Origin of the sequence: Sphingobacterium sp., assembly GCF_032065005.1 — a bacterium.
Classification (GTDB): Bacteria; Bacteroidota; Bacteroidia; order Sphingobacteriales; family Sphingobacteriaceae; genus Sphingobacterium.
Genome location: NZ_DAMBMM010000003.1, coordinates 156,822 through 178,781, shown reverse-complemented (window position 1 = coordinate 178,781; position 21,960 = coordinate 156,822). Strand labels below are relative to the sequence as shown.

Here is a 21,960-nt window from a genome sequence, read left to right as displayed (position 1 = left end):
TGGTTAATTGTTTTGTTTGATTTTATTTAGTTATTAACGTTAGCATTTTGTGAATGGTATTCAAGTTCCTGCCAGTCGCATTCACTTTCAGTTTCTTCTCAATGAAATTATTGTTCAACTTGCTTTTTGCCATCCCCGAAGGCAAATAGAAGTAGAATAGTTTACCTTTATGTAAATATTCCTCTTGCCCAAGATCGATGGCTTTAAAACCATCTAAAGCAACCTGTTCAGGCTGATTGTCCAGATAGGTAATAAATACATGATTCGGAGCTAATTCTGAAGGAAAAGGGCAAGCCTCCAATGAGGCCATTAATTCATCTTCGGTGAGGACAAAGACCGAAATGTCCAATCCAAACTCTTGTAGGATCAACGATTTAATTTGTTCTGCAACCTTTTCGGAATCTTCATCCGATTGCAGGACGATGTTGCCACTTTGAATATAGGTTTGGACATCCCGAAAGCCGGATTTAATGAGCTTTTCTTTTAAATCTGCCATCTTGATCAGGTTCTTGCCTGAAACATTTACTGCCCTAAGGAAGATGATATATTGCATAATTAGTGTTCTTGTTAAGCATTCACTAACGAAGATATCTCAATTTTTTTCATTTTCATTAGCGCATTAGCCGCATTTTTATTCTGAAGCAATTTATTGATGTCCTTTGGAACCACTTGCCAACTTACCCCAAACTGATCTTTGCACCAGCCGCACATGCTTTCTTCACCGCTTTCGGTAATTTTATTCCAGTAATAGTCGATTTCCGCCTGATCTTTACATACAATCGTCATGGATGTAGCCTCATTGAAGCTGAATGGTTGAGGAACCCCAGAGTCCATCGCTGCCAATGTCACTCCATTTGCCTTAAATTGCGTATGTTGGACCTGACCTTTAATTGGACCTTCCGGATATTCCATAACGCCTTGTAATTCAAAATCTGGAAATAATTCTTCGTAGAACTTCAATGCCGCTTTACATTTTCCCTGTTGCTCAGCACAGAACATCAGGGTTGGGACAATAGCTTGATGGTTGACATTCTCCAGTTGTCCAAAATAAAGCTGCCAATTGTAACCATATTTATCAGCAATCCATCCATAGTATTCAGAAAAAGGATATTGCTGTAATGGCATCAATATTTGACCGCCATCCAATAATTTGTTCCATACCTGGTCAATCTGTTCTTTACTTTCAAACACCGGCATAAAGGAAATTGCAGGGGTAGGTTTAAAAATAGGACCGCCATTGATCCCAATAAAGTTCAAACCCATGATATTGACTTCAACCACGACACCATTGTCTTTAATGATTGAGCTGTTTGGAAATACATCCGTATAAAAATCAAATGCTTCTTTTGCTTGGTTATCAAACCAAAGTGAAGGGATTATCTTGTTTGCCATTATTTTATAGTTTATAATATCGTTTAATTGAGTGAGGAGTATAATTTCTTCGATAAAGGACATGGCCACGCTATTTTATTAGGTTCTGCATTTAATGCAAAACTTGATATATTGAGTTTACAACAGATGATGGAAAGGAATTGTTCGACACTAATTTTAACTTCAACAGTTCCTCCTGTTCGGATAAAAAATGATAGCCTTTTCCTATGGCTACCGGACAGACCATGAGATGGAGTTCATCCACTAACTTGGCTTCAAACAAGGACTTTGATAAACTGAGGCTTCCCCACACGACTATATTCTTTCCTGGTTTTGCCTTTAGTTCATTAATAAAATCAACATAATTTTCTTTGACCAATTCTGCACTATTCCAATCTCCCCATTCTACAGTTTCCAATGTGTTGGAGAACACATATTTATCTGTGCTGTTCAGACCTGGTCCGACGGGTTCCTGAGAAGGATCAACATTAGGCCAAAAGTCCAGAAACATTTCATATGTCTTTCTACCTAACAGGATGCTGTCAATGGTTTTGATGAATTCGACCATATAAGTATCCACCTCTTTTCCGATATGCATGCGCGTTCCGTCAAAGAAACTGGTAGTTTTGTCGCGGTCGGCCGCAAAACCGTCCACCGAAACATATTCTTGTACGATTAATTTTCTCATAATGTGTGATTTTTATTAGAAATAAAATTTCTAATCTTTGTTTTCAGTGGATAAATGAAGGATGTTTCCTGCAGGATCCCTGATCCAATCCACATTTTCTAACCCTTCTTCTTCAGGATTGACCATTTCAATATCATTGGCATTAAAATAAGCGATAGCTTTCTGAAGCTGGTCTGTGCTGAGTTCAAAAAGTACTTTCGGTTCTTTTCTATGAGGAACTGCATCCAACCAAAGGCAGATGGGACCAAAGGTTACCTTCGCCGACCTGCTGACGGTAGGGTCATTTACTTCAATTTCCTCGGTATCCATCAAGAGTATATCTCGATAGAAATGTAATGTCTTTTCGAATGAATCTTCTGGAATCTTTAATGCGATATTGTTGCTAGCATTGAGTTTGAATTTTCCCATACGATACCTTGCAATAAAATGAATTCCTTAGCAATCAGTACCACATTTCAGAAAATGTGGTACTGATTGATTAATTGTTAGTGATCAGAGATCGTTTAACCCATTTTCTTGTTTCCTTCAAAATGGATCATCCAATTGATACCAAATTGATCTTGGAAAGAAGAGTACAGTTCAGCAAAGAAAGTTTCTTCCAAAGGCATTTCGATATTTCTTGCTCCTGCAGAAAGCGAATTGAAAAGTTCCTTGGCTTCTTCGGCTGAGGTTACATCCAACATGATATAAATAGAGTTCCCATTGGTCAGTTTATGTCCGAAGCCTTCCACTACATCCGAACCCATCAACATGGTGTCAGGGTTGATGTGAAGGGAGGTATGCATGACCTTTCCCTTGGCATCTTCAGGTAGCGGTGGGAAATTAGGATCTGCTGGCATATCACCGAATAAATATGTCCCTTGGGCCTCAGTCTTGAAAACCTTCTGATAAAAATCAAAAGCTTGTTTACAATCACCGTTAAAGTTTAAATAAGCATGAACCTTTGCCATAATGTTTTAATTTTTCTGGTTTATATTTAATTAATGTGTCTAATTTTTTTTAGTTGTCTATGATTACTTTTTGAGTAGGGCCTCCAGGTTATTCAATCCCATTTCATAGCCTTCGAGAAAGCCCATATCCAAATAGGATTTAAGGGTTTCTGCCGAGTCGTACTTGCAAGAGGAGGTCACTGTGCAGACTCCATCGCTGAAAGAAAAGTCATTTCTCCAGGTTGAACTAGGAAAATCTTTGTTTGGGTTTCCATTTTCATCACAAAAACCATCTTCTCCCGAATAGTAATTCTGAGGGTCTATTTCTTTATAGTCCATGTAAGACCAATGGATCTCTCCGTTTGGACCGGTCATGTTGTATAGCCAGCGTCCACCAACAGAAAAATCCTGTTCTTTGGTATTGCATTTCCAAGGTTTGGGTGCCCACCATTCATCTAATATTTTAGAATCGGTAAATGCATTCCATACTTGTTCTTGAGAAGCTTCAAATGTACGTGTGATGATGACTTCGTTCTCTTTGATCTGATGTTGAAATTTCTTTTCCATGGCTTATATGTTTTGTTTCTCTTCAAATAGTAAATCTAAGGTACGGAGCGACTCCAGGAATCCACTTGCCATAGGACAAGAAATGAAACTTCGTTTAAAAAAGGAATGGTCAGTTATTTTTTAGAAGAACGCATGGCAGGGAGTTTCTTGATCGACTCATCCCTTAACATGGTTTGATATTCATCGCTAGAACTGTCAATCAACCGTATTTTACCTTCTGAATCATAATAAATGCCCCAACCATAGGTTTTTGCAAGAGGGGAGGTCCTTAAACAGGCCTGTCCTTTGGAATAGAATTTTTCTCGTTCTTCTCCCAATTCCTCCTCGAGTAAATCTTTCCTTTGTGCATGGATGTCAAAGATCAAATCATCTGAATTAACCTTTGCAGGCTCTTTCATCAATCTATCATATTGCATATTGGCAACAGTCAATTTGTCGATCTTCAGCGGAGGTATTTCGCCTTTTAAGGTTTTACAGTCCTCAGCCACGGTGATCAATGTATTGTAATAATTCGTGCTATGTACTTTCATGATGCATTCTTTGGATTACAGAATAAAATTAGGACTGCGGAGTGACAACAGTTTGTCAACTGCAAACATTAAGTTTATTTTTCTGGATGGATCCTTTCGTATTTATCTGAAATAAATGCAATCGATTCTTTCATCATTTTCTTGAGCACATCAATGTTTATATCCTCCAGTTTTTTGATATAGATACAGGCTTTCCCCATCTTGAATTTTCCGAAACCTTCCAAAAGATGCTTATGTTCCTCACATCCGGTAAATACATATAGGGATATGGCAGCTTTCCTTGGTGAAAAGCCCAATAAAGGAGCATCGCCCTGATGCCCCGTAGGATATACGTAATGATATTGTCCAAAACCAATGATACTTGGACCGAACATAATTGCTGGTTCTCCAGTAGCTTCTTCCATCAGCTCAATCAATGCCAAGGAGTCTTTTTTCTTTTGTTCATTGTCTATTTCATCGATATATGCATAGACATCATCTGCAGTAAATTGCGTTTTTACTTTAGCCATAATTATTGTTCACAGATTTCTTTTAATTTCTTTAATGCATCAGGCCACATTTCATCAAACATGTGTAGATCATCGTCATCAGAAATTTCCAAGGAGCAGAGTACATTAGTCTTCCCACCTTCTTCCTTAAACCTATAGATCTCTAGCGCATTTCGCCAATTGTCAATTCCTGGACCTTCATATTTTTCGCCGTTCTGGTCAAACATGCCCAGATGTCGGATGATCACGATCTCTCCAGGGATATTTTTGTCTATTACCGATACCATGCCGGCCTCATTGCCATTCTGATCTAAGGATAGAAATTTTACTTTCGAATTTTCTTCCCAACTGCCTTTTACATCTGAGGTAGGGCTGAAGGGTTTGGTCCATTCCCGATAACTATCGCGGGTTAACATTTTGGAATGAACAGTTTTTGCGTCTGCATTGATTTGCTCGCTAAAATATATCGTTTTCATTTTATTGGAATTTACCGAATCCAAAAACTGCACCAGCTGGATCCTGAATGATTACATAGTTATAGGTCCCATCGGCTTTCTTATTTTCATGTACAAGCTTTCCGCCACGGGCAATAGCCTTTTCCAGTGTCGCTGCCACATCCTCCACGCAGACATACATGATCCACTGTGCTGGGATGCTCGCATTGATTCCCCGTTGATTGCAAATGCCTCCAGCTGGAGTCTTCTCGTCATAGAGCATCGCATAATCGTTATAGGCTTCTTCGCCATCTTTCATGGCCACTGGATATTCCTTCCAACCAATGACATCTTTATAGAATTCCTTCAAGGAATCAGCTTGATTGGTCGTCAGATCTGCCCATACGATCTGACCTGCTTTATATTTCTGTTCTGACATGTTCTTCGTTTTTTATTTGCTTTCCACGTGTTTCTTAAAATTATCCAAGATCGCTTGCCAGCCGTCCCTTTGCATTTCCTCAGGGTTGGAAGCCTCCATATCAAAGTCAATGCTGACCGCGGTCTTTCCGTTTTCATCTTTAAACTTGATGTCCGTTTCGCGATTGTCCCCCAATACATAAGATATGCTGTTCATGGCGGTAACTTCCGTATAGGTGCCTTCAAAATCAAATTCAAAACTGCCATCCTTCGCTGCCATTTTGTTTTTGAACTTACCACCAACGCGTAAGTCATTTTCAGAAGAGGGGCAATGCCAATCCTCTGATGCATGGTTCCATTGTTTAATATCTTCTGGATTATTATAAGCATCCCAAACTGTTTGAATAGGAGCATTGATTAAGGTCTCAATATGAATTCTTTTCTTTTCCATTATAGTTTTTTCTTGTGATAGTCGAATTTAAAGGATAATATCTTAGATCAACTTGCCCTATGGCAAGAAATACATTATTGCTCCCCAATCTTCACAACATTATTGATCGAATTGATGATCAGGTTCCAATCATCCTCATGCAATTCATGCCCAGTACCCTCAAGCACAACCAAGTTTTGTCCTTTTATTTTTTGCATCAGGGATATGGCGTTTTGAAAATGACAGATTATATCCTCTGTGCCATGGATCACTAAGACCGGAACATTGATTTTATCCAACTGATTGTAATATTCCATGCCACCAGCTATACTCGCATGATTGAACTGGCTCCTGAAATTATTTGCCCTCCGATAGGATTCACGTAGATAATTCTCTGCTCGCAAAACGTTCAAAGGTTTTTTGCCACTCATCAAATGGGATCCCTCCAGCAAATAATGGATGACCTTATCCTCATTTTCCCAGTCAATTTCAGCTGCTTTTGCATGGAAATCTAAAATCCTAGGGTCCATTTCCGGAACAGGGATGTCCGAATCTCCCCATGGCATCGTACTGAATAGGCATAAAGATTTTACGCGATCGGGGAATTTAATCGCAACAATCTGCGCAATCATCCCACCCAAGGATATACCGACCAAATGTGCAGCCGGAATTTCATAGGTATCTATAATAGCTATCAAATCCTCCGCAAAATCGACAATGTCATAGCTTGCTTCACCTTCTGCCACCGAAGTGGACTGACCGGTATCCCTAAAATCATATCGAATCACAAACAAACCCTTGTCCGCCAGCTTTTGGCAAAACTCGCTGTCCCAGAACAACATGGAAACCGTAGCCCCTGCAATCAGTACCACGGCAGGATTTCTTTTATTTCCAAAGGATTGAGTAAATAAACTGATGTTTTGATGCTGTACAATCTTTTCCGTCATATGTTAGTTAAACTGGTTTTTTGTATTAATTAGTCCGTCGTTAATGATAAAACAATGTAATCATCTTTTCTGTTTTATTCTGTCCATTAGGATGGATTTATAAATAATATCTTTTACAAGATAAATTAAACATCTAAATTAGATTCATAATTGAAGGCGTTAACAAAACTAGATCTGTTTTAATTAATCAGATCTGTACCAGCAAAAACACTCAATTAGATACACTATCAAAAAAACAACATGAACGAAAATCTAAGCGCGAGAGCATCGATACAGATCTTGAAACCTATTGAAGAGGTTTTTGAGGCTATTGTAGATCCTGAAAAAATGAGCAATTATTTTATTGAAAGATCGAGTGGAAGATTAGAGGAAGGAGTGACGGTAGAATGGAAGTTTCCTGAGTTTGAAGATATCTTTCCGGTAACAGGAAAATTTATCCGACCATACGACTATATTTCATTTGATTGGAGCGGGGGTGAAGAAGGAATGGTTGTAGAGATCTTTTTGGAACCTTTCCATGATAATTTTACGGTAGTTCGAATCAAGGAAAGCTATATGCCGGCCAATGAAGAAGGAATAAAGCAAGCCATCGGCCAAACTGAAGGTTGGGCTAATTTTTTGGCATCCCTGAAAGCTAGCCTTGAATATGGGATTAACCTGAGGAAAGGGGCTTTTGATTTTATGAAACCCTAAGCTGATTATCTATGTCAACATTTACCAATATCGATGAATACATTGCAGGCTTTGATGGGAAAGCCCAAAAAACATTGAAAGATGTTCGCGCAATCATCAAAAAAGCAGCTCCAAAAGAAACCAAGGAAACTATCAATTACAGGATGCCAACTTTTAGGTATAATGGGAACCTGATTCATTTTGCCATGTTCAAAAATCATCTTGGACTGTATCCCGGAACGGAAGCCATCGAACACTTTGCAGATGCCCTTAAGCTATACAAAACCTCAAAAGGAGCCATTCAAATTCCTTTGGACCAAGCGCTGCCTGAAAAACTAATTTCAGATATCGTCCAATTCAATACCGAGCGATTGAAAGAAAAGGAATATCCTAGTTGGGAGACCAAAAATGAACGCTGGAACGATTGTCAGGAACTGATGAATCAAATCGTCTTAAAGAATAAAACGCCACTCAAGCGAGAAATTAAATGGGGATCCGATGTCTATACTTACGAAGGTAAGAACGTCATTGGATGGGGTGGATTCAAGGATTTCTTTTCCTTATGGTTCTACAATGGAGTCTTCCTCGAAGATAAAGACCAAGTTTTGGTTACAGCATCGGAAGGGAAAACCAAGTCCTTAAGGCAATGGAGGTTTACCGATATCAAGGATATGAATGAAAAGAAAATCCTAGCTTATATCGAAGAGTCCGTACAGACCATCAAGGATGGAAAGGAAATCAAACCAGACCGTTCCGCCCCAAAACAAGTGGATGGCCTGTTGAAAGAAGAGCTCTCAAAGGACGGGAAATTCAATGAAGCCTTTGAAAAGCTTACTCCCGGAAAGAAAAAAGAATATATCGAGTACATTGAAGAAGCCAAACAAGAGAAAACCAAACTCAGTCGGGTGGAAAAAATAAAACCTTTGATCTTTGAAGGAAAAGGTTTACACGATAAATACAAGAAATAAGTCTATCTTAACGATAGGCTTTTTTTGTTTTAATACAACAAATACAAATTTTATCTGTTCAGATAATAGAGGTTACCATAAATCTTTAAATAATCAATGTATGAATAGAAGAGATTTTATCAACCATGGTTTAGTGTTAGGAGGCAGCCTATCCTTAGGCTGGAAGTCTTATGCAGGAAATAGACCAATAAACAAAGAAAATTTAATGGAAAACAACAATCAATCAGGAAGGTTTCGTCCCAAGACCCTTAGTGGTTTTGGAGGAGTAGCGTTAGGAAATGGATTTAATCATAACACAGACCTGGCTTGTCATGAAGCCATGGATGCGGCATGGAATGCTGGAGTCAGGTATTTTGACACTTCGCCATGGTATGGCCTAGGTATCAGTGAAAGAAGGATGGGTCTGTACCTGAAGGAAAAAAGCAAGGAAGAATACAGCATATCCAGCAAGATAGGAAGGATATTGGTGCCCCACGATAATTATAAGCAAGAAGGTTTGATGTGGAAAGGGCAGATGAATGCCTCCTATAAATACGATTATTCCGCGGAAGGTGCTAGGAAGTCGATTGAAGATAGTTTACAGCGATTAGGTATTGGGTCGATGGACATTGTTTTTGTCCATGATCTATCTTCTGATAATGGCGATATGGGCAAAGATTGGGTATCTTATTTTGAAACGGCAAAGAATGGAGCATTTAAGGAATTGACCAAAATGCGAGAGGAGGGAATCATCAAGGCTTGGGGATTAGGGGTCAATACGATTGAACCTATCTTAAAGACGATGGAGGTTGCAGATCCGGATATTTTCCTCTCTGCTTGCCAATATTCCCTGATCCATTATGAGGACGATCTGAACCAGGTCTTTCCTAAAATTGCCGAAAAAGGTTTATCCATTGTGGTAGGCGCTCCACTTTGCGCGGGATTCCTAGCAGGCAAACCTCGGTACCTATATGGATCCAAGATTCCTGAATTTGCAGCAGAAAAACTAAAACAGCTTCAACGGGTGGCCGATAACCATCAAGTTGATCTGAGGACAGCAGCTCTGCAATTTTCAGCAGCTCCAGAGGTAGTGTCTTCTGTTATTCCAGGAGCAAGTTCAGCAGAACAAGCCAAACAAAATGCAGCTTCCTTTGAGGTGAAGATACCAAGTGGATTCTGGGAAGAGCTAAAACATGAAAAGATTATTTCTGAACAAGCTCCAGTACCAAATGCTTAAATTGCAGCATGGATAAAAAAGATAAAATCGGCTTCATCGGTTTGGGAAATATGGGGAAGCCAATGGCAAAGAATCTGGAAAAAGCTGGATTGGACCTCTATGTATACAACAGGACAGCAGAGAAAATGCAAGATTTTGCTGAAAAAAGCACCTCTTGCAATGATATCGGAAGCCTCGTAAAGAACTGCGACATCATATTCACCATGCTGACCAATGATGATGCCGTGCATGCCGTCTACGAGACAATATTGACCATGGATATTAAAGGGAAGTTATTTGTTGATATGAGTACCATCTCCCAAGATGCTTCCAAGACCATCTCTGAAATTACTAAGGCAAAAGGTGCAAGTTTTATCGATGCGCCGGTAGCAGGCAGTACCCAGCCAGCCAAAGAGGGAACCTTGATATTTATGGTCGGTGCCGAGGAAGATGACAAACAGCGCGTTATGCCATATCTGAAATTGATGGGTAAGGAAGTGAAATATATGGGTAAAAATGGAAAAGGTGTTTCAGCAAAACTCTGTATCAATTATTACCTGTCCATATTATATCAAGGAATGGCGGAAACTGTCCTTTTTGCAGAAAAACTGGGAATATCCAGGGAAGATATGATGAGCATTATCAATGAAAGCGCCAGTGGCAGTGGTGCATCCAAAGTTAAGACCGCTTCCATTATCAAGAATGAATTCCCCGCAGCCTTTTCGGTAGACCTTATGCTGAAAGATGTAAAATTGGCGGTAGATGCCGGTGCTGATTACCCATTGACCCAAGATATCCTCAAGACCTATCAGGGAGCCAAGGATGCTGGGTTTGCTACCATGGATGTCATGAGCATTATCCCTTTCATCAAGGAGCATGGAAATTTAGAATCGTAAATCAAAACTATAAATTATGAAAAATCAATCTTTTATAATTTTATTAAGTCTGCTGTTGAGCAACGCTGCATTTGGCCAAGAGCTCAAAGAAGTGGACTATAAAGAAGGTAATCAGGCCTTAAAAGGGATGGTCAGCAGTAATGCCGGCCAGAAACTTCCAGGAGTGCTCATTCTCCCGGCATGGAAGGGTATTGATCAAGAGGCAAAAGATGCCGCTATAGCACTTGAAAAAGAGGGTTATATTGCTTTTATTGCTGATATCTATGGAGTCGACAATACTCCTACAGATAATGCCGCCGCTTCAAAATTGTCCTCCCAGTATAAGAATGACTATCAAGCTTATCAAAAAAGGATCCAGGCAGGCATAGACGAACTAAAGAAAGCTGGGGCAACCAAAATCGCTGTTATAGGTTATTGTTTTGGTGGTACCGGAGCATTAGAGACCGCTAGGGGAGGTTTACCCGTAGAATCAGTAGTCTGCATCCATGGTGGACTAGCAAAAGCTGCCGACCGACCTAATGGAGAAATCAAAGCCAAGGTATTGGTTGAGCATCCTGCAGACGACGCTGGGGTAAAACCGGAGCATTACGAAAGCTTGGTCAAGGAATTAAATGAAGGGAAAGCAGATTGGCAGATCATTACCTACGCCAATTCCAAACATACTTTTACCAATCCCGAATCTCCGGACTATAATCCAACGATGGCCAAACGCGCCTGGAATCATACGCTTATGTTTTTGAAAGAGACCTTGAAATAAGGGAGCCTATACATTAAAAGCATTTATAGTTTTATGCCCCAAGAAATTGGGGCTTTATTCTGCCATTTTGGATCGAACTCAAGGATACCAATTATCTACGTTACTTTTGAGGCGCAAAAGTAACCAAACCGACGTAGGAGCTCTGGGACACCAATTATCTTCATTGCTTTTGAAGCCCAAAAGTAGCCAAACCGACGCAGGAGCTTAAGGACACAAATTATCTTCGTTACTTTTGAGGCGCAAAAGTAACCAAAACGCTTCGGCTCATTTAAGATGGCTTTTCGCACGGTCATCCGCACATGAAAAGAATGCCTTGTTGTCGGGAATATCTTCTTCAAGATCATCCCATCTAAATGGATGATCTTGAATAAGCATTCCAAGGCCAATCCCATCGCACAGGGCAACGGCATTCTTTCCATTTTTCCGCCATTGGAAATGAGCCGGGGGCTAAAGGTCTTCCTTCGGAAGGATAGAGATTTGTTTTGGTAACCCACAGCGTGGGTGAAATCTTTGTAGAACTTGGATGTTTTAAATGGCAAACCCACAGCGTGGGTGAAATATTTTTCTATACCCTTTCTGTGTCACCCTGAGGGCAGCCCCGAAGGGTCTCGGAACTATCCATACTTCATCTGAAATGGTTTCCTCATCTTATGATTTAGGAATGACCCAAAATTCAAAAAAAATCAAAAAATAGATTCTTCGTTTCACTCTGAATCCCTCATTAGCGCATTTTGATTCTGAACGCTTAGTGAAGGAGCTGTACGGTTCTCCTCCCTGAGATCCTGTCATGCTGTAGCAAAGGTGCAGGAACTGTTCGCCAACCCAAACTATCTAAGATTGGCAAGCTGTATGCCAAACCAAATTCTTTTATATTAGGTTAGCATTGCTCCGAGATACTTCGGATGAACCTCAGTATGACTAAAAAAATAGATTCTGAGTGAAGTGAAGAATCTGTACGGTTCTCCTCCCACAGGTCCTGTCATGCTGCACCGACGGTGCAGGAACTGTTCGCCAATGCAAACTATCTAATTTTGACACACTGAACGTCAATCCTAATTCTAAATTATTGTAGGTTTGCATTGCTCCGAGATACTTCGGATAAACCTCAGTATGACTAAAAGAAAATTAATCTAATGGCATTGTCTGGGGAGTGGGGTATGGAGTCAAATATTGACCTTGTTTTGGTCTTGTTTTCAAAATTCGCAATATGCGTCAATCTATATCTAAATTACATCCGAAGCATTCTTAACATGTTGGAAAGTCAAGTCCGATAGAATGCCAAAGAAATCCTGATCATTCCCCTTATTTTTTCAATGTGAATTTCGGCTGTTCCTCGAATATGTCTCGAATGAGACCCGAATGAATCCTATATAAAGCACGGGTTTATCGCCTCAAAAGCAAGAGCATTTTTGACTTAGGAAATACAGGTTAATATAGGAGGGGTCTGTTTAATATCGAGGTACTCTTTTATATCTCTCTTTATAGATCCATAGGTGGAAAAGTGATGTGACAAATAAAGCTAAAAACAAGGTCCATTCGCTGGTCATAATTTGGGTTTTTATGGAGTAAACGGCAGTCCATAGAAAACTACTGAAAAAGATTAATAATGTTAGGATGGTTTTCATTTTAATAATTAATTATTTAAATTATTTCTTTCAAGATAATATTAAAATTATTGAAAGTCAAGTATTTAGTTATAATTTTATATTAATTTTTTGTTTCCTTATAATTATTTCGTATAAAAATAAATTAAACTGCGTTGCTAGTTTTTTGAAAATTTAGCGTATTAATTGGGCGATCCCTATATTTTGTTACAATATGTTGTCAAATTATTAGTATTGCTCTCGTATTTTTTAATTTATTGAAAAGCAACAGGTTGATAAATGTTTGTTGAACATTTAATTTCTTTAAAAAGAATTTTTACATGATATTATTAGCGTTTTATTTAGCAAAGGGTTTGCACATCTTAAGCTTTTGTCTATCTTAGGATAACTAAACATAAATCTATAATAACTTAAACGCCTTAATTCTATGGTTAAACGCCGCCATCTTTTCAATGGAAAGGGTGGGTTAAAAATGCTTCGGGTTGGAGGAATCACAATGCTTTGCAGTATTGCCTCTGTGTCCGCATTTTCCCATTCCGCAGTGCATGCAACTCATTTTGCAACGCATTGGCAAAATCAAGTAACTGTAAGAGGAACAGTGAAAGATATCTCGACAGGCCAACCCTTGGCCGGAGTAACTGTAAGTGTTAAAGGTACTAACCAAGCCACAACAACCGACGAAAATGGAAATTATTCTTTGGAAGGTGTGCCTGGTTCAGCAACCTTGGTATTTACTTCAGTGGGACTAGAGAAAAAAGAAGTCTCGGTCTCCAATCAATCCAGCATCAACGTAGATCTAAGCCCGACATCCGATAATATCGATGAGGTGGTAGTCGTTGGTTATGGTACACAAAAGAAAGAAACCGTAACAGGAGCGGTTTCAGCTGTTAAGGGGGAAGAGCTGAAAAAATCTCCTGCAATCAACCTATCCAATGCGATGGCCGGACGTGTTCCGGGTGTGGTCGCAACGAATGGAAGTGGTGAACCGGGTTATGATGGTTCCAACATCCGTATCCGCGGTACGAATACCTTGGGAGATTCAGGTCCACTGATCGTAATCGATGGTATCCCTGCACGTGCTGGAGGTATCGATCGATTGAACCCTGCAGATATCGAGAACATCTCGGTACTGAAGGATGCATCGGCAGCCATTTATGGTGCCCGTGCCGCAAATGGGGTAATCTTGGTAACGACAAAACGCGGTAAGACAGGCAAGCCATTGCTTTCCTATACCTTCAATCAAGGTTTTTCGCAACCTACCGTGGTTCCAAAATTGGCTGATGCCAGCGAATATGCTGAAATGAGAAATGAACTGGAAATCTACAAACTTCCAGTGGCCGAGTGGGGCGCAGCATTGGACGCCTTTAATTCAGCAGGATCCTATAAGCGACCGAATGGTAATACGATAACGGCTCCATTTGATCCAGAGGACAAAAAACTATTTGCTGATGGATCGGATCCTTGGGGTCACCCAAATACCGATTGGTACGGAGAAGCCCTAAAGAACTGGTCTCCACAAGCCAAGCACAATGTGCAATTGGAAGGTGGAACAGAAGACCTTCGTTATTTAATGTCATTGGGATACCTGAACCAAGATGGATATTACAAAAATTCAGCAACAGGATATAAACAATATGATATCCGTGTGAACTTGGATGCCAATATCAACAAATATATCAAAACACAGTTTGGTGTATTGGGCAGACAGGAAAACAGGAATTTCCCTACTAAGGGCGCAGGTACCATTTTCCGGATGTTGATGCGTGGTAACCCTACCATGCCAGCTTATTGGCCAAACGGAATGCCAGGACCCGATATTGAATATGGAGAAAACCCTGTAGTTATTTCGACGGATGCAACGGGTTACGACCGTGACAAGCGCTATTATTTCCAAACCAATGGACAGATCGAGATCAAGATCCCTGGTGTGGAAGGATTGAAAGTGACCGGTACAGCAGCGGTGGATAAATATGTAAGAGGAACCAAAAGATGGGAGATTCCATGGTTCCTATATACTTGGCAGGGTGATTACGAAGCCGATGGAACAACACCAAAATTGGTGGCTGGAAAAAGAGGTCCTGCAGAGCCAAGATTAAATCAAAGCAATGAGGATCAGATGAACGTATTATTGGGTGCTGTGGCATCTTATGATAAAACCATTGGTGACCATATCTTTAATATCTTGGCTGGGGTAAACCGCGAAACGATCCGTAACGACAATTTCTCGGCCTTCAGAAGATACTTTATCTCCAATAATATCGACTATCTATTTGCAGGTGGTGATACGGAAAAGGATAACAATGGTAGTGCATGGGAAAGAGCTCGTTTGAACTATTTCGGTAGGTTCAACTACAACTATAAGAACAAATACATCGCTGAGCTATTGTGGCGTGTGGACGGTTCTTACATGTTCCCTACAGATACGCGTTATGGATTCTTCCCAGGAGCGATGTTAGGATGGATGGTTTCCGAAGAGAATTTCTGGAAAGAGAATGTTCCTTTTGTAAACTACTTCAAGATCCGTGCATCCTATGGACAGATGGGTAACGATAATATCTATTTTGAAGGAGCATTACAAGAATACCAATACTTCAATACCTATGGTTTCAACTCTTACATTATCAATAATGAGATCGTAAAATCGCTACGAGAAAGTCGCGTTCCGAATATGTTCATCACCTGGGAGGTTGCCAACAACTACAACCTAGGTTTTGACCTACAATTCTTGGGCGGCAAATTCAATGCTGAATTTGATCTCTTCAAAAACAGTCGTGAAAGTATCCTTTGGAGAAGAAATGCATCTATTCCGCAAAGTACAGGGATGTCATTACCGGTAGAGAACATCGGTAAGGTAGATAACTCCGGTTTCGACTTGAATATCGGCTACCGTGAGACCTTCGGTGAACTAGCATTCAGTGCATCTGTAAACGGAGGTTATGCGAAGAACAAGATCATCTTCTGGGACGAAGCACCGGGAGCGCCAGAATGGCAAAAGAGTACAGGAAGAGCGATCAACGCTGGCATGTACTATATCTATGATGGTGTTTTCAAAGATCAAGCAGAGATCGATGCGAATAAAATCGATTACAGCGATATTACCGGGAACCTACGTCCTGGGGATATGAAATATCAGGATTATGATGGAGATGGAAAGATCACACCGGATGACCGTGTACGTCGTAACAAGAACAATGTGCCTACATTCCAGGGAGGTTTGAACCTAGGATTTGCCTATAAGAACTTTGATCTATCTGTCTTGTTCCAAGGAGCCATGGGAGCAGAGACCCGTATCGGTACGGATGAATCTGGAGCTATTGGTAACTACCTGATTGATTTCTATGAAAACCGCTGGTCTATTGATAACCCAAGCAGTGAACATCCGCGTATTACAGACCGTAGTGATCAATACTTCTCTTACAACAATACCTATTGGATGCGTAACACCGATTACCTTCGTTTGAAAAACGTTGAATTGGGCTATAATGCACCAACCGACTGGACGAAGAAATTCGGAGTAAGTAGCCTGAGGGTATTTGTAAGTGGACAGAACTTGTTGACTTGGAGTGGAATGAAAGTTTATGATCCAGAATCGACCAATGCTATTGGGCATTATTACCCACAGGCGAGATTGATCAATTCAGGCGTAATGGTTTCTTTTTAAAAATAGACAGACATGAAATTTAAATTCAAATTACAATATATATCCTTGGCCTTTGTGGGGTTAATGGCTTCCTGTAATGATGATTTCGTCAGCACACGACCATTAAACGAAGCGCCTGAGGAACTAGTGTGGACGGATGCCGCATTAGCACAAGCCTTTATCTATGAGATCTACAATGGATTTGGGGTTGGAGGATTCGAAGAGCAGCAGATGGCTTCGATGACGGATGAGGCCTTGTTTACCCATCCAGGACGTGGAATCAATACCGTAACCGAGAGCAGATCCAATGCTGCCGATCAAGGTTATATCATGGGTACTTACAGCTATGGGAACATGTACAGCCGCATTCGTGCGACCAATGTGGCCATCCAAAAATTAAGGGCCCCAGAAATCGACAAAGCAAAAGCTGATCAACTATTAGGGGAGGCTTATTTCTTAAGAGCCTATTTCTATCAGCAGCTCTTGCGTTTTTATGGTGCTGTTCCATTGGTAACGAAAGTTTATCAATTAGGAGAAGCAGACTATATGAAAGAAAGAAATACCTATGAGGAATGTGTGAACTTGATCGTGAGCGATTGCGATTCGGCGACTACATTATTGACAGGCGTAGCGAAAGTTAACGGACGTGCCAATGAGGTTGCTGCGCTTGCACTTAAAGCTCGGGTATTGACCTATGCAGCATCAGACCTGCATGATATTCCAACTGCAAAAGGCAAATCTGCCGTTATCAGTGGATATGGAAAGCCAGAATTCTTGGGTTATTTGTCAGGCGACCGTAAAGCGAGATGGCAAAAAGCAAAAGATGCTGCCAAGAAGGTTGTTGACCGTGCTGAGTACGGCTATCAAATGAGCTTGACTGCTCCAGCAACGGCAGAAGAAGGTAAGGCAAATTACCTCGATATAGCGATGGGTGGCGGTAGTAAAGTGGCGAATGCGGATGGTAAGAAAGACCTGATTTTAGGCCGTTTCTTTGTGGACTTGAAGGATGAGCGTGGTGGCTGGGTAGGTCGTGACAACGGTCCTAACGGATACCATAACTGGTCTGGAAACTCGCCGATTCAATTATTGGTTGATGATTATGAATTTAGGTCAGGCGTGAAGTTTGACTGGAACAATCCAGCCCATAAAGCAGCACCTTATACTGATCGCGATCCTAGGTTCTATGTGACCATCAGTGCTGATGGTGCAGGTTGGAAACCAAGAACGGAAGATGTTCGGAATAGAGATCCATTCAATCAGATCCAGACAGGGCGTTATGAAATCGGTAACGGTTCAGGAACGAAAACAGTGGTGTTCGGATTGGATACCAGAAACAGTCCGATTGAGGATTGGAATGGTTCATACACCGGATATTACTACAGAAAATTTGTAGATCCGAACCCAGCAATCGTTGATCAAAATACGCGTCAGCAGATTCCTTGGCCTTTATTGCGCTACACCGAGGCCGTATTGAACTATGTGGAGGCATGTATCGAACTGGGCGAGGATGCAGAAGCGAAAACTTGGTTAAACAAGATCCGTTTCCGTGCAGGGATGCCAGCTATTACCGAAACAGGGGCAGCCTTGAAAGAGCGCTACCGTAACGAGAGACGTATTGAGCTAGCTTATGAAGAGCACCGCTTCTTTGATGCACGCCGTTGGATGATCGCTCCGACCACCTTAGGTCGTAAAGTTACGATCATGGATGTTTTCGGGCAATTGAAACCTGGAAAGACCGTAAGTCTGTACAAACATGATCCAGCAAATTATACCTATATCTATACGGTAAATACATTGAACCCTGGTATTGAAAACAGAAGCTGGAATGATAAGATGTACTTCAGTTCATTCCACCGTGATGAGATCAACAGGAACACTAAATTATTGCAGAATCCTGGTTACGAATAGGATTAGGTAAGTTTATAGATTGGCCCAACCGTGAGGTTGGGCTTTTTTGTGTAATAATATTAAGGTTATAATAAGTTTTGGTTAAATCTTAGGGTTAGAATGCCTATATTAAAGTTTAAACTGATTAAAATGATAGCTTTGCTGTCTAAACTAATTTTTAATGGATAATAGAAGAGAATTTCTAAAGAAAGCTTCGATGCTTGCAGGTTCCACTGCTGCCATAAACCTAATACCTGAATCAATACAAAGAGCCTTAGCCATTGATGCCAAACCAGGAAGTAGCTACTTGGATGCGGAACACATTGTTTTTTTAATGCAAGAGAACCGATCATTTGACCATTGTTATGGCAATTTGAAGGGTGTCCGTGGGTTCAATGATCCTCGGGCCATGCGTCAACCCAGCGGGTTGCCGGTGTGGTACCAACAGAATAATAAAGCGGAGATCTATGCTCCCTTTCATTTAGATATTGAAAACACCAAGATTACCTGGATGGGAAGTCTTCCACATGGTTGGCGCGACATGGTTGCTGCCCGTAATGAAGGGAAGATGAATACCTGGCTGGAAGCTAAACAAGCCGGTGATCCCGAATACAAACATATCCCATTGACCTTGGGCTATTTTGAAAGAAAGGACATTCCATTTTATTATGCCTTCGCGGATGCCTTTACGGTGTGTGACCAACATTTCTGTTCGTCGCTGACGGGTACCAGTGCCAATCGTTCCTATTTTTGGTCGGGTACTGTGCGTGAAGAACCCCATAATCCCGAATCTACAGCCCATGTCGATAATTCGCAGATCAATTACAAAGATGTGAGTTGGAAAACTTATCCAGAGCGATTACAGGAAGCTGGAATATCATGGAAGGTATACCAGAATGAATTGAGTCTGCCTGTTGGATTCGAAGGTGAAGAAGAAGATTGGTTAGCCAACTTTACCGATAATAACCTAGAATTCCATAAGCAATATCAGGTAAAATTCCATCCTGCATATTATCGATTTGCGCAGAAAAAAGTTAAGGAAATCGAGCATTTATTGACCGTAGCTAAATTTGCGAACCAAGAAGCCTATCAAAAGGTGGTGAATGAATTGGAAGGTTATAAAAAGGATGTAGAAAAATATTCACCAGAGAATTTCAAAAAATTAAGCAAGCAAGAGCAAGAGATTCATCTTCGTGCATTTGCGACCAATACAAATGACCCGAATTACCATCAGCTTTCCAAGATCAAGGGGCAAGATGGGGTCGAGATTGAAGTGCCTAAGGGTGATGTTTTCCATCAGTTCCGCGAGGATGTGAAATCAGGAAAGCTGCCTGCTGTATCTTGGTTGGTAGCGCCGTGTCGCTTTTCGGATCATCCAGGTTCGCCATGGTACGGAGCTTGGTATGTTTCTGAAAGCTTGGATATCCTGACAGCCAATCCCGAAGTATGGAAGAAAACCATCTTTATCCTTACCTATGATGAGAATGATGGCTACTTTGATCATATTGCGCCTTTCATTTCACCATTGAGCAGTAAAAAGGAAACTGGTGCTGTTCCAAAAGGGATGAATACCGCAGACGAATATGTAACTGTAGAGCAAGAGAATAAAAGGACAGGAAGAGAAACCGGGGTGCATGATAGTCCGATTGGATTGGGATATCGAGTGCCATTGGTCATTGCCTCACCTTGGTCAAAAGGCGGTTGGGTAAATTCGGAAGTATGTGACCATACCTCGACCTTGCAGTTCTTAGAGCATTTTATCCAGAAAAAATATAAGAAAGAAGTCAAGGAAACAAACTTGACCGATTGGAGAAGATTGATCTGTGGAAACCTAACATCTTCCTTCAGACCGATTCCTGAAAATCAGCGTCCGGCCATTGATTTCGTCAACAGAGATCAATATGTAGAACGGATATTTTCAGCAAAGGATAAGTCCATTCCTGGAAACTTCAAGGCGGTCAGCCCTGATAGCCTTTCCAAGATAAAGAATAACCTTTCCTTTAATACCGGTTTAGGATTGCAAGAAAAGGGAACAAAACCAGCCTGCGCCATTCCGTATGATATGGACGTGAACCTATCTGTGGAGGGCGGCAAATTATACTTCCATTTTGGCCTCTATGGAAACCTAGCTCATAGTAAAACGGTAGGTGTACCCTTTCAATTGATTTCGCATACCGCCTATGGTGCGAAGAACGAAATCGGTAGAACCTGGAATTTTGCTGTCAAAGCCAAAGAAGAGTTGGTGTACAGCATCGATCTTGCCGATATAAAAAATGATATCTTCTGTTTCTCCGTACATGGCCCGAATGGGTTCTATAGAGCATTCAAAGGGAAGGTGAAGGCTGCATTTCCAACCCTAAAAGCTGTAAGCGGCCATGCGAATATGGGCTTCCAATTGGAATTGAAAAATAGCGCCGTGGACCTGAAAGTACAGGATCCTTCCTATGGCCATTCGCCAAAGACCCTTTCTGCTCGTAAAAGCAAAAAAGAGACTTGGAAATTGGATAAATCCAATGGCTGGTATGATTTTGAGATTACCTCGGATCAAGATCCAGACCTATTCATTAAATATGCAGGTCATATAGAAAATGGCAAACCAAGTATTACTGATCCCTTAATGGGTGGAGAAAATATTCTCGCATAAAGAAGCTCGGTACAGTCAGTTCATTGGCAATTGATTTTGTCAAACTTTTAGAAAATAAATTCGCAAAGAAGCTTTTCCTGGTATAAGTAAGAAGGAGTAAATCTACTCCTTCTTCCAGGATCATTTGCTCGATGCAATAGGGGATTGGTTGTTTGACATCAATCCTATTGATCATCTGTTTACTCTTGAACGTCACGGAATTCACGCCGGTATGTTTAAGCATCTTTTCTTCCCAATATAGTATCGTGTTCTGATCATTGCTTTTATTGGACTCGAGCACATGCAAAAGTGCCAAGTCAATGGCAGGACTTGTTCTATGGATAAAACTATCAATGAGGTCAAATTCTGTTGCCTGGAAATTGGTCAGCATCCCGATCTTTTCCAGTTTAAACTCCTGATATGATTCAGGAACGGCAATTACTCCAATTGGTGATTCCTGGATAATTTCGAAGGTATTGCTGCCAAACACCAATCCCTTTAATCCGCTAGCACCTTTGGTACCCATAATGATAAAGGGTGCATTGTTTTCCGTTGCGACCTTTAAAATAGTTTCCGTTAAATTTCCGTCGATACATGCGGTAGTGAGTCCAAGTTTAGGAAATTCAGTTTTTATCTTGTTTTCCAGGTTCTGCATTTCACCTATGGATGCATCTTCATTGTGTTTCGCTACGGCTTCATTGAATTCTGTCGTGGCAAGCAGTCTATCAAACTTTTGGTAAACATGGAGTACATGAATATCCCAGTTAAATTTGATGGCTAGGTTTGCAGCATATTTAATGGCTACCCATGCGTTTTCAGAAAAGTCGGTTGGAATTAAAAGTGCGTTTTTCATAATACTATCGGTAGGATGAGTGTATCCCAAATATAGCCAAAAGAAAGGCCTGAATCAAGTTTTA

At 40.8% G+C, this 21,960-nt stretch carries 22 protein-coding genes; 8 read left to right on the top strand and 14 right to left on the bottom strand.

Annotation, left to right across the window (positions count from 1 at the left end; translation table 11 throughout):
* Positions 1 to 22 precede the first annotated feature (22 nt).
* The 12 genes from RT138_RS06045 to RT138_RS05990 all read right to left on the bottom strand — a co-directional run bounded on the left by RT138_RS06045 (position 23) and on the right by RT138_RS05990 (position 6,801).
* Positions 23 to 553 carry a DUF1697 domain-containing protein gene (locus RT138_RS06045; protein WP_313189998.1) on the bottom strand — a complete coding sequence of 177 codons (531 nt, stop codon included), beginning with the start codon at positions 551 to 553 and terminating at the stop codon, positions 23 to 25.
* 14 nt (positions 554 to 567) lie between these two features.
* The gene (locus tag RT138_RS06040) at positions 568 to 1,392 is read right to left on the bottom strand and encodes a VOC family protein (protein WP_313189997.1); all 825 of its coding nucleotides are present in this window, start codon (positions 1,390 to 1,392) and stop codon (positions 568 to 570) included.
* Between the two features lie 91 nt (positions 1,393 to 1,483).
* Positions 1,484 to 2,059: a dihydrofolate reductase family protein gene (locus RT138_RS06035; RefSeq protein ID WP_313189996.1), complete on the bottom strand. Its 576-nt coding sequence runs from the start codon at positions 2,057 to 2,059 to the stop codon at positions 1,484 to 1,486.
* A gap of 30 nt (positions 2,060 to 2,089) precedes the next feature.
* The gene (locus RT138_RS06030; RefSeq protein WP_313189995.1) at positions 2,090 to 2,467 is read right to left on the bottom strand and encodes a hypothetical protein; all 378 of its coding nucleotides are present in this window, start codon (positions 2,465 to 2,467) and stop codon (positions 2,090 to 2,092) included.
* Between the two features lie 95 nt (positions 2,468 to 2,562).
* Entirely contained in the window at positions 2,563 to 3,009 is a 447-nt protein-coding gene (locus RT138_RS06025; RefSeq protein WP_313189994.1) for a VOC family protein, read from the bottom strand.
* 63 nt (positions 3,010 to 3,072) lie between these two features.
* A complete protein-coding gene (locus RT138_RS06020; protein WP_313189993.1) occupies positions 3,073 to 3,555 on the bottom strand; it encodes an SRPBCC domain-containing protein in 483 nt (160 codons plus the stop codon).
* Between the two features lie 113 nt (positions 3,556 to 3,668).
* Positions 3,669 to 4,085 carry a DUF6157 family protein gene (locus tag RT138_RS06015; protein ID WP_313189992.1) on the bottom strand — a complete coding sequence of 139 codons (417 nt, stop codon included), beginning with the start codon at positions 4,083 to 4,085 and terminating at the stop codon, positions 3,669 to 3,671.
* Positions 4,086 to 4,159: 74 nt separating this feature from the next.
* On the bottom strand, positions 4,160 to 4,594 hold the full coding sequence (locus RT138_RS06010) for a DUF1801 domain-containing protein (RefSeq protein ID WP_313189991.1): 435 nt from the start codon (positions 4,592 to 4,594) through the stop codon (positions 4,160 to 4,162).
* Positions 4,595 to 4,596: 2 nt separating this feature from the next.
* On the bottom strand, positions 4,597 to 5,049 hold the full coding sequence (locus tag RT138_RS06005) for a hypothetical protein (protein ID WP_313189990.1): 453 nt from the start codon (positions 5,047 to 5,049) through the stop codon (positions 4,597 to 4,599).
* A 1-nt stretch (position 5,050) separates the two neighbouring features.
* Positions 5,051 to 5,446, bottom strand: coding sequence for a VOC family protein (locus RT138_RS06000; protein ID WP_313189989.1), 396 nt, complete (start codon positions 5,444 to 5,446; stop codon positions 5,051 to 5,053).
* 12 nt (positions 5,447 to 5,458) lie between these two features.
* On the bottom strand, positions 5,459 to 5,875 hold the full coding sequence (locus tag RT138_RS05995) for an SRPBCC family protein (RefSeq protein ID WP_313189988.1): 417 nt from the start codon (positions 5,873 to 5,875) through the stop codon (positions 5,459 to 5,461).
* A 74-nt stretch (positions 5,876 to 5,949) separates the two neighbouring features.
* Positions 5,950 to 6,801: an alpha/beta hydrolase gene (locus RT138_RS05990; RefSeq protein ID WP_313189987.1), complete on the bottom strand. Its 852-nt coding sequence runs from the start codon at positions 6,799 to 6,801 to the stop codon at positions 5,950 to 5,952.
* A 240-nt stretch (positions 6,802 to 7,041) separates the two neighbouring features.
* On the opposite strand from RT138_RS05990, the gene RT138_RS05985 reads away from it, so the two are divergent.
* The 5 genes from RT138_RS05985 to RT138_RS05965 all read left to right on the top strand — a co-directional run bounded on the left by RT138_RS05985 (position 7,042) and on the right by RT138_RS05965 (position 11,289).
* Positions 7,042 to 7,494, top strand: coding sequence for an SRPBCC domain-containing protein (locus RT138_RS05985; RefSeq protein WP_313189986.1), 453 nt, complete (start codon positions 7,042 to 7,044; stop codon positions 7,492 to 7,494).
* 11 nt (positions 7,495 to 7,505) lie between these two features.
* On the top strand, positions 7,506 to 8,441 hold the full coding sequence (locus RT138_RS05980; protein WP_313189985.1) for a DUF1801 domain-containing protein: 936 nt from the start codon (positions 7,506 to 7,508) through the stop codon (positions 8,439 to 8,441).
* A gap of 100 nt (positions 8,442 to 8,541) precedes the next feature.
* Positions 8,542 to 9,657, top strand: coding sequence for an aldo/keto reductase (locus tag RT138_RS05975; RefSeq protein ID WP_313189984.1), 1,116 nt, complete (start codon positions 8,542 to 8,544; stop codon positions 9,655 to 9,657).
* A gap of 8 nt (positions 9,658 to 9,665) precedes the next feature.
* Positions 9,666 to 10,532, top strand: coding sequence for an NAD(P)-dependent oxidoreductase (locus RT138_RS05970; protein ID WP_313189983.1), 867 nt, complete (start codon positions 9,666 to 9,668; stop codon positions 10,530 to 10,532).
* 16 nt (positions 10,533 to 10,548) lie between these two features.
* Positions 10,549 to 11,289, top strand: coding sequence for a dienelactone hydrolase family protein (locus RT138_RS05965; protein WP_313189982.1), 741 nt, complete (start codon positions 10,549 to 10,551; stop codon positions 11,287 to 11,289).
* Positions 11,290 to 11,384: 95 nt separating this feature from the next.
* Here the strand turns inward: RT138_RS05965 and RT138_RS05960 are convergent, their stop codons facing one another.
* Complete coding sequence (locus RT138_RS05960) at positions 11,385 to 11,834, bottom strand: hypothetical protein (protein WP_313189981.1); 450 nt, start codon at positions 11,832 to 11,834, stop codon at positions 11,385 to 11,387.
* Between the two features lie 1,486 nt (positions 11,835 to 13,320).
* Between RT138_RS05960 and RT138_RS05955 the strand changes: the two genes are divergently transcribed.
* From RT138_RS05955 to RT138_RS05945, 3 genes are all read left to right on the top strand, one after another.
* Positions 13,321 to 16,554, top strand: a complete 3,234-nt coding sequence (locus RT138_RS05955; RefSeq protein ID WP_313189980.1) for a TonB-dependent receptor — start codon at positions 13,321 to 13,323, stop codon at positions 16,552 to 16,554.
* A 12-nt stretch (positions 16,555 to 16,566) separates the two neighbouring features.
* Positions 16,567 to 18,441, top strand: a complete 1,875-nt coding sequence (locus RT138_RS05950; protein WP_313189979.1) for a RagB/SusD family nutrient uptake outer membrane protein — start codon at positions 16,567 to 16,569, stop codon at positions 18,439 to 18,441.
* Between the two features lie 160 nt (positions 18,442 to 18,601).
* On the top strand, positions 18,602 to 21,064 hold the full coding sequence (locus RT138_RS05945; protein ID WP_313189978.1) for a phosphocholine-specific phospholipase C: 2,463 nt from the start codon (positions 18,602 to 18,604) through the stop codon (positions 21,062 to 21,064).
* Here RT138_RS05945 and RT138_RS05940 read toward each other — a convergent pair.
* Positions 21,024 to 21,896, bottom strand: a complete 873-nt coding sequence (locus tag RT138_RS05940; RefSeq protein WP_313189977.1) for a universal stress protein — start codon at positions 21,894 to 21,896, stop codon at positions 21,024 to 21,026. The genes RT138_RS05945 and RT138_RS05940 overlap by 41 nt on opposite strands.
* Positions 21,897 to 21,960 lie beyond the last annotated feature (64 nt).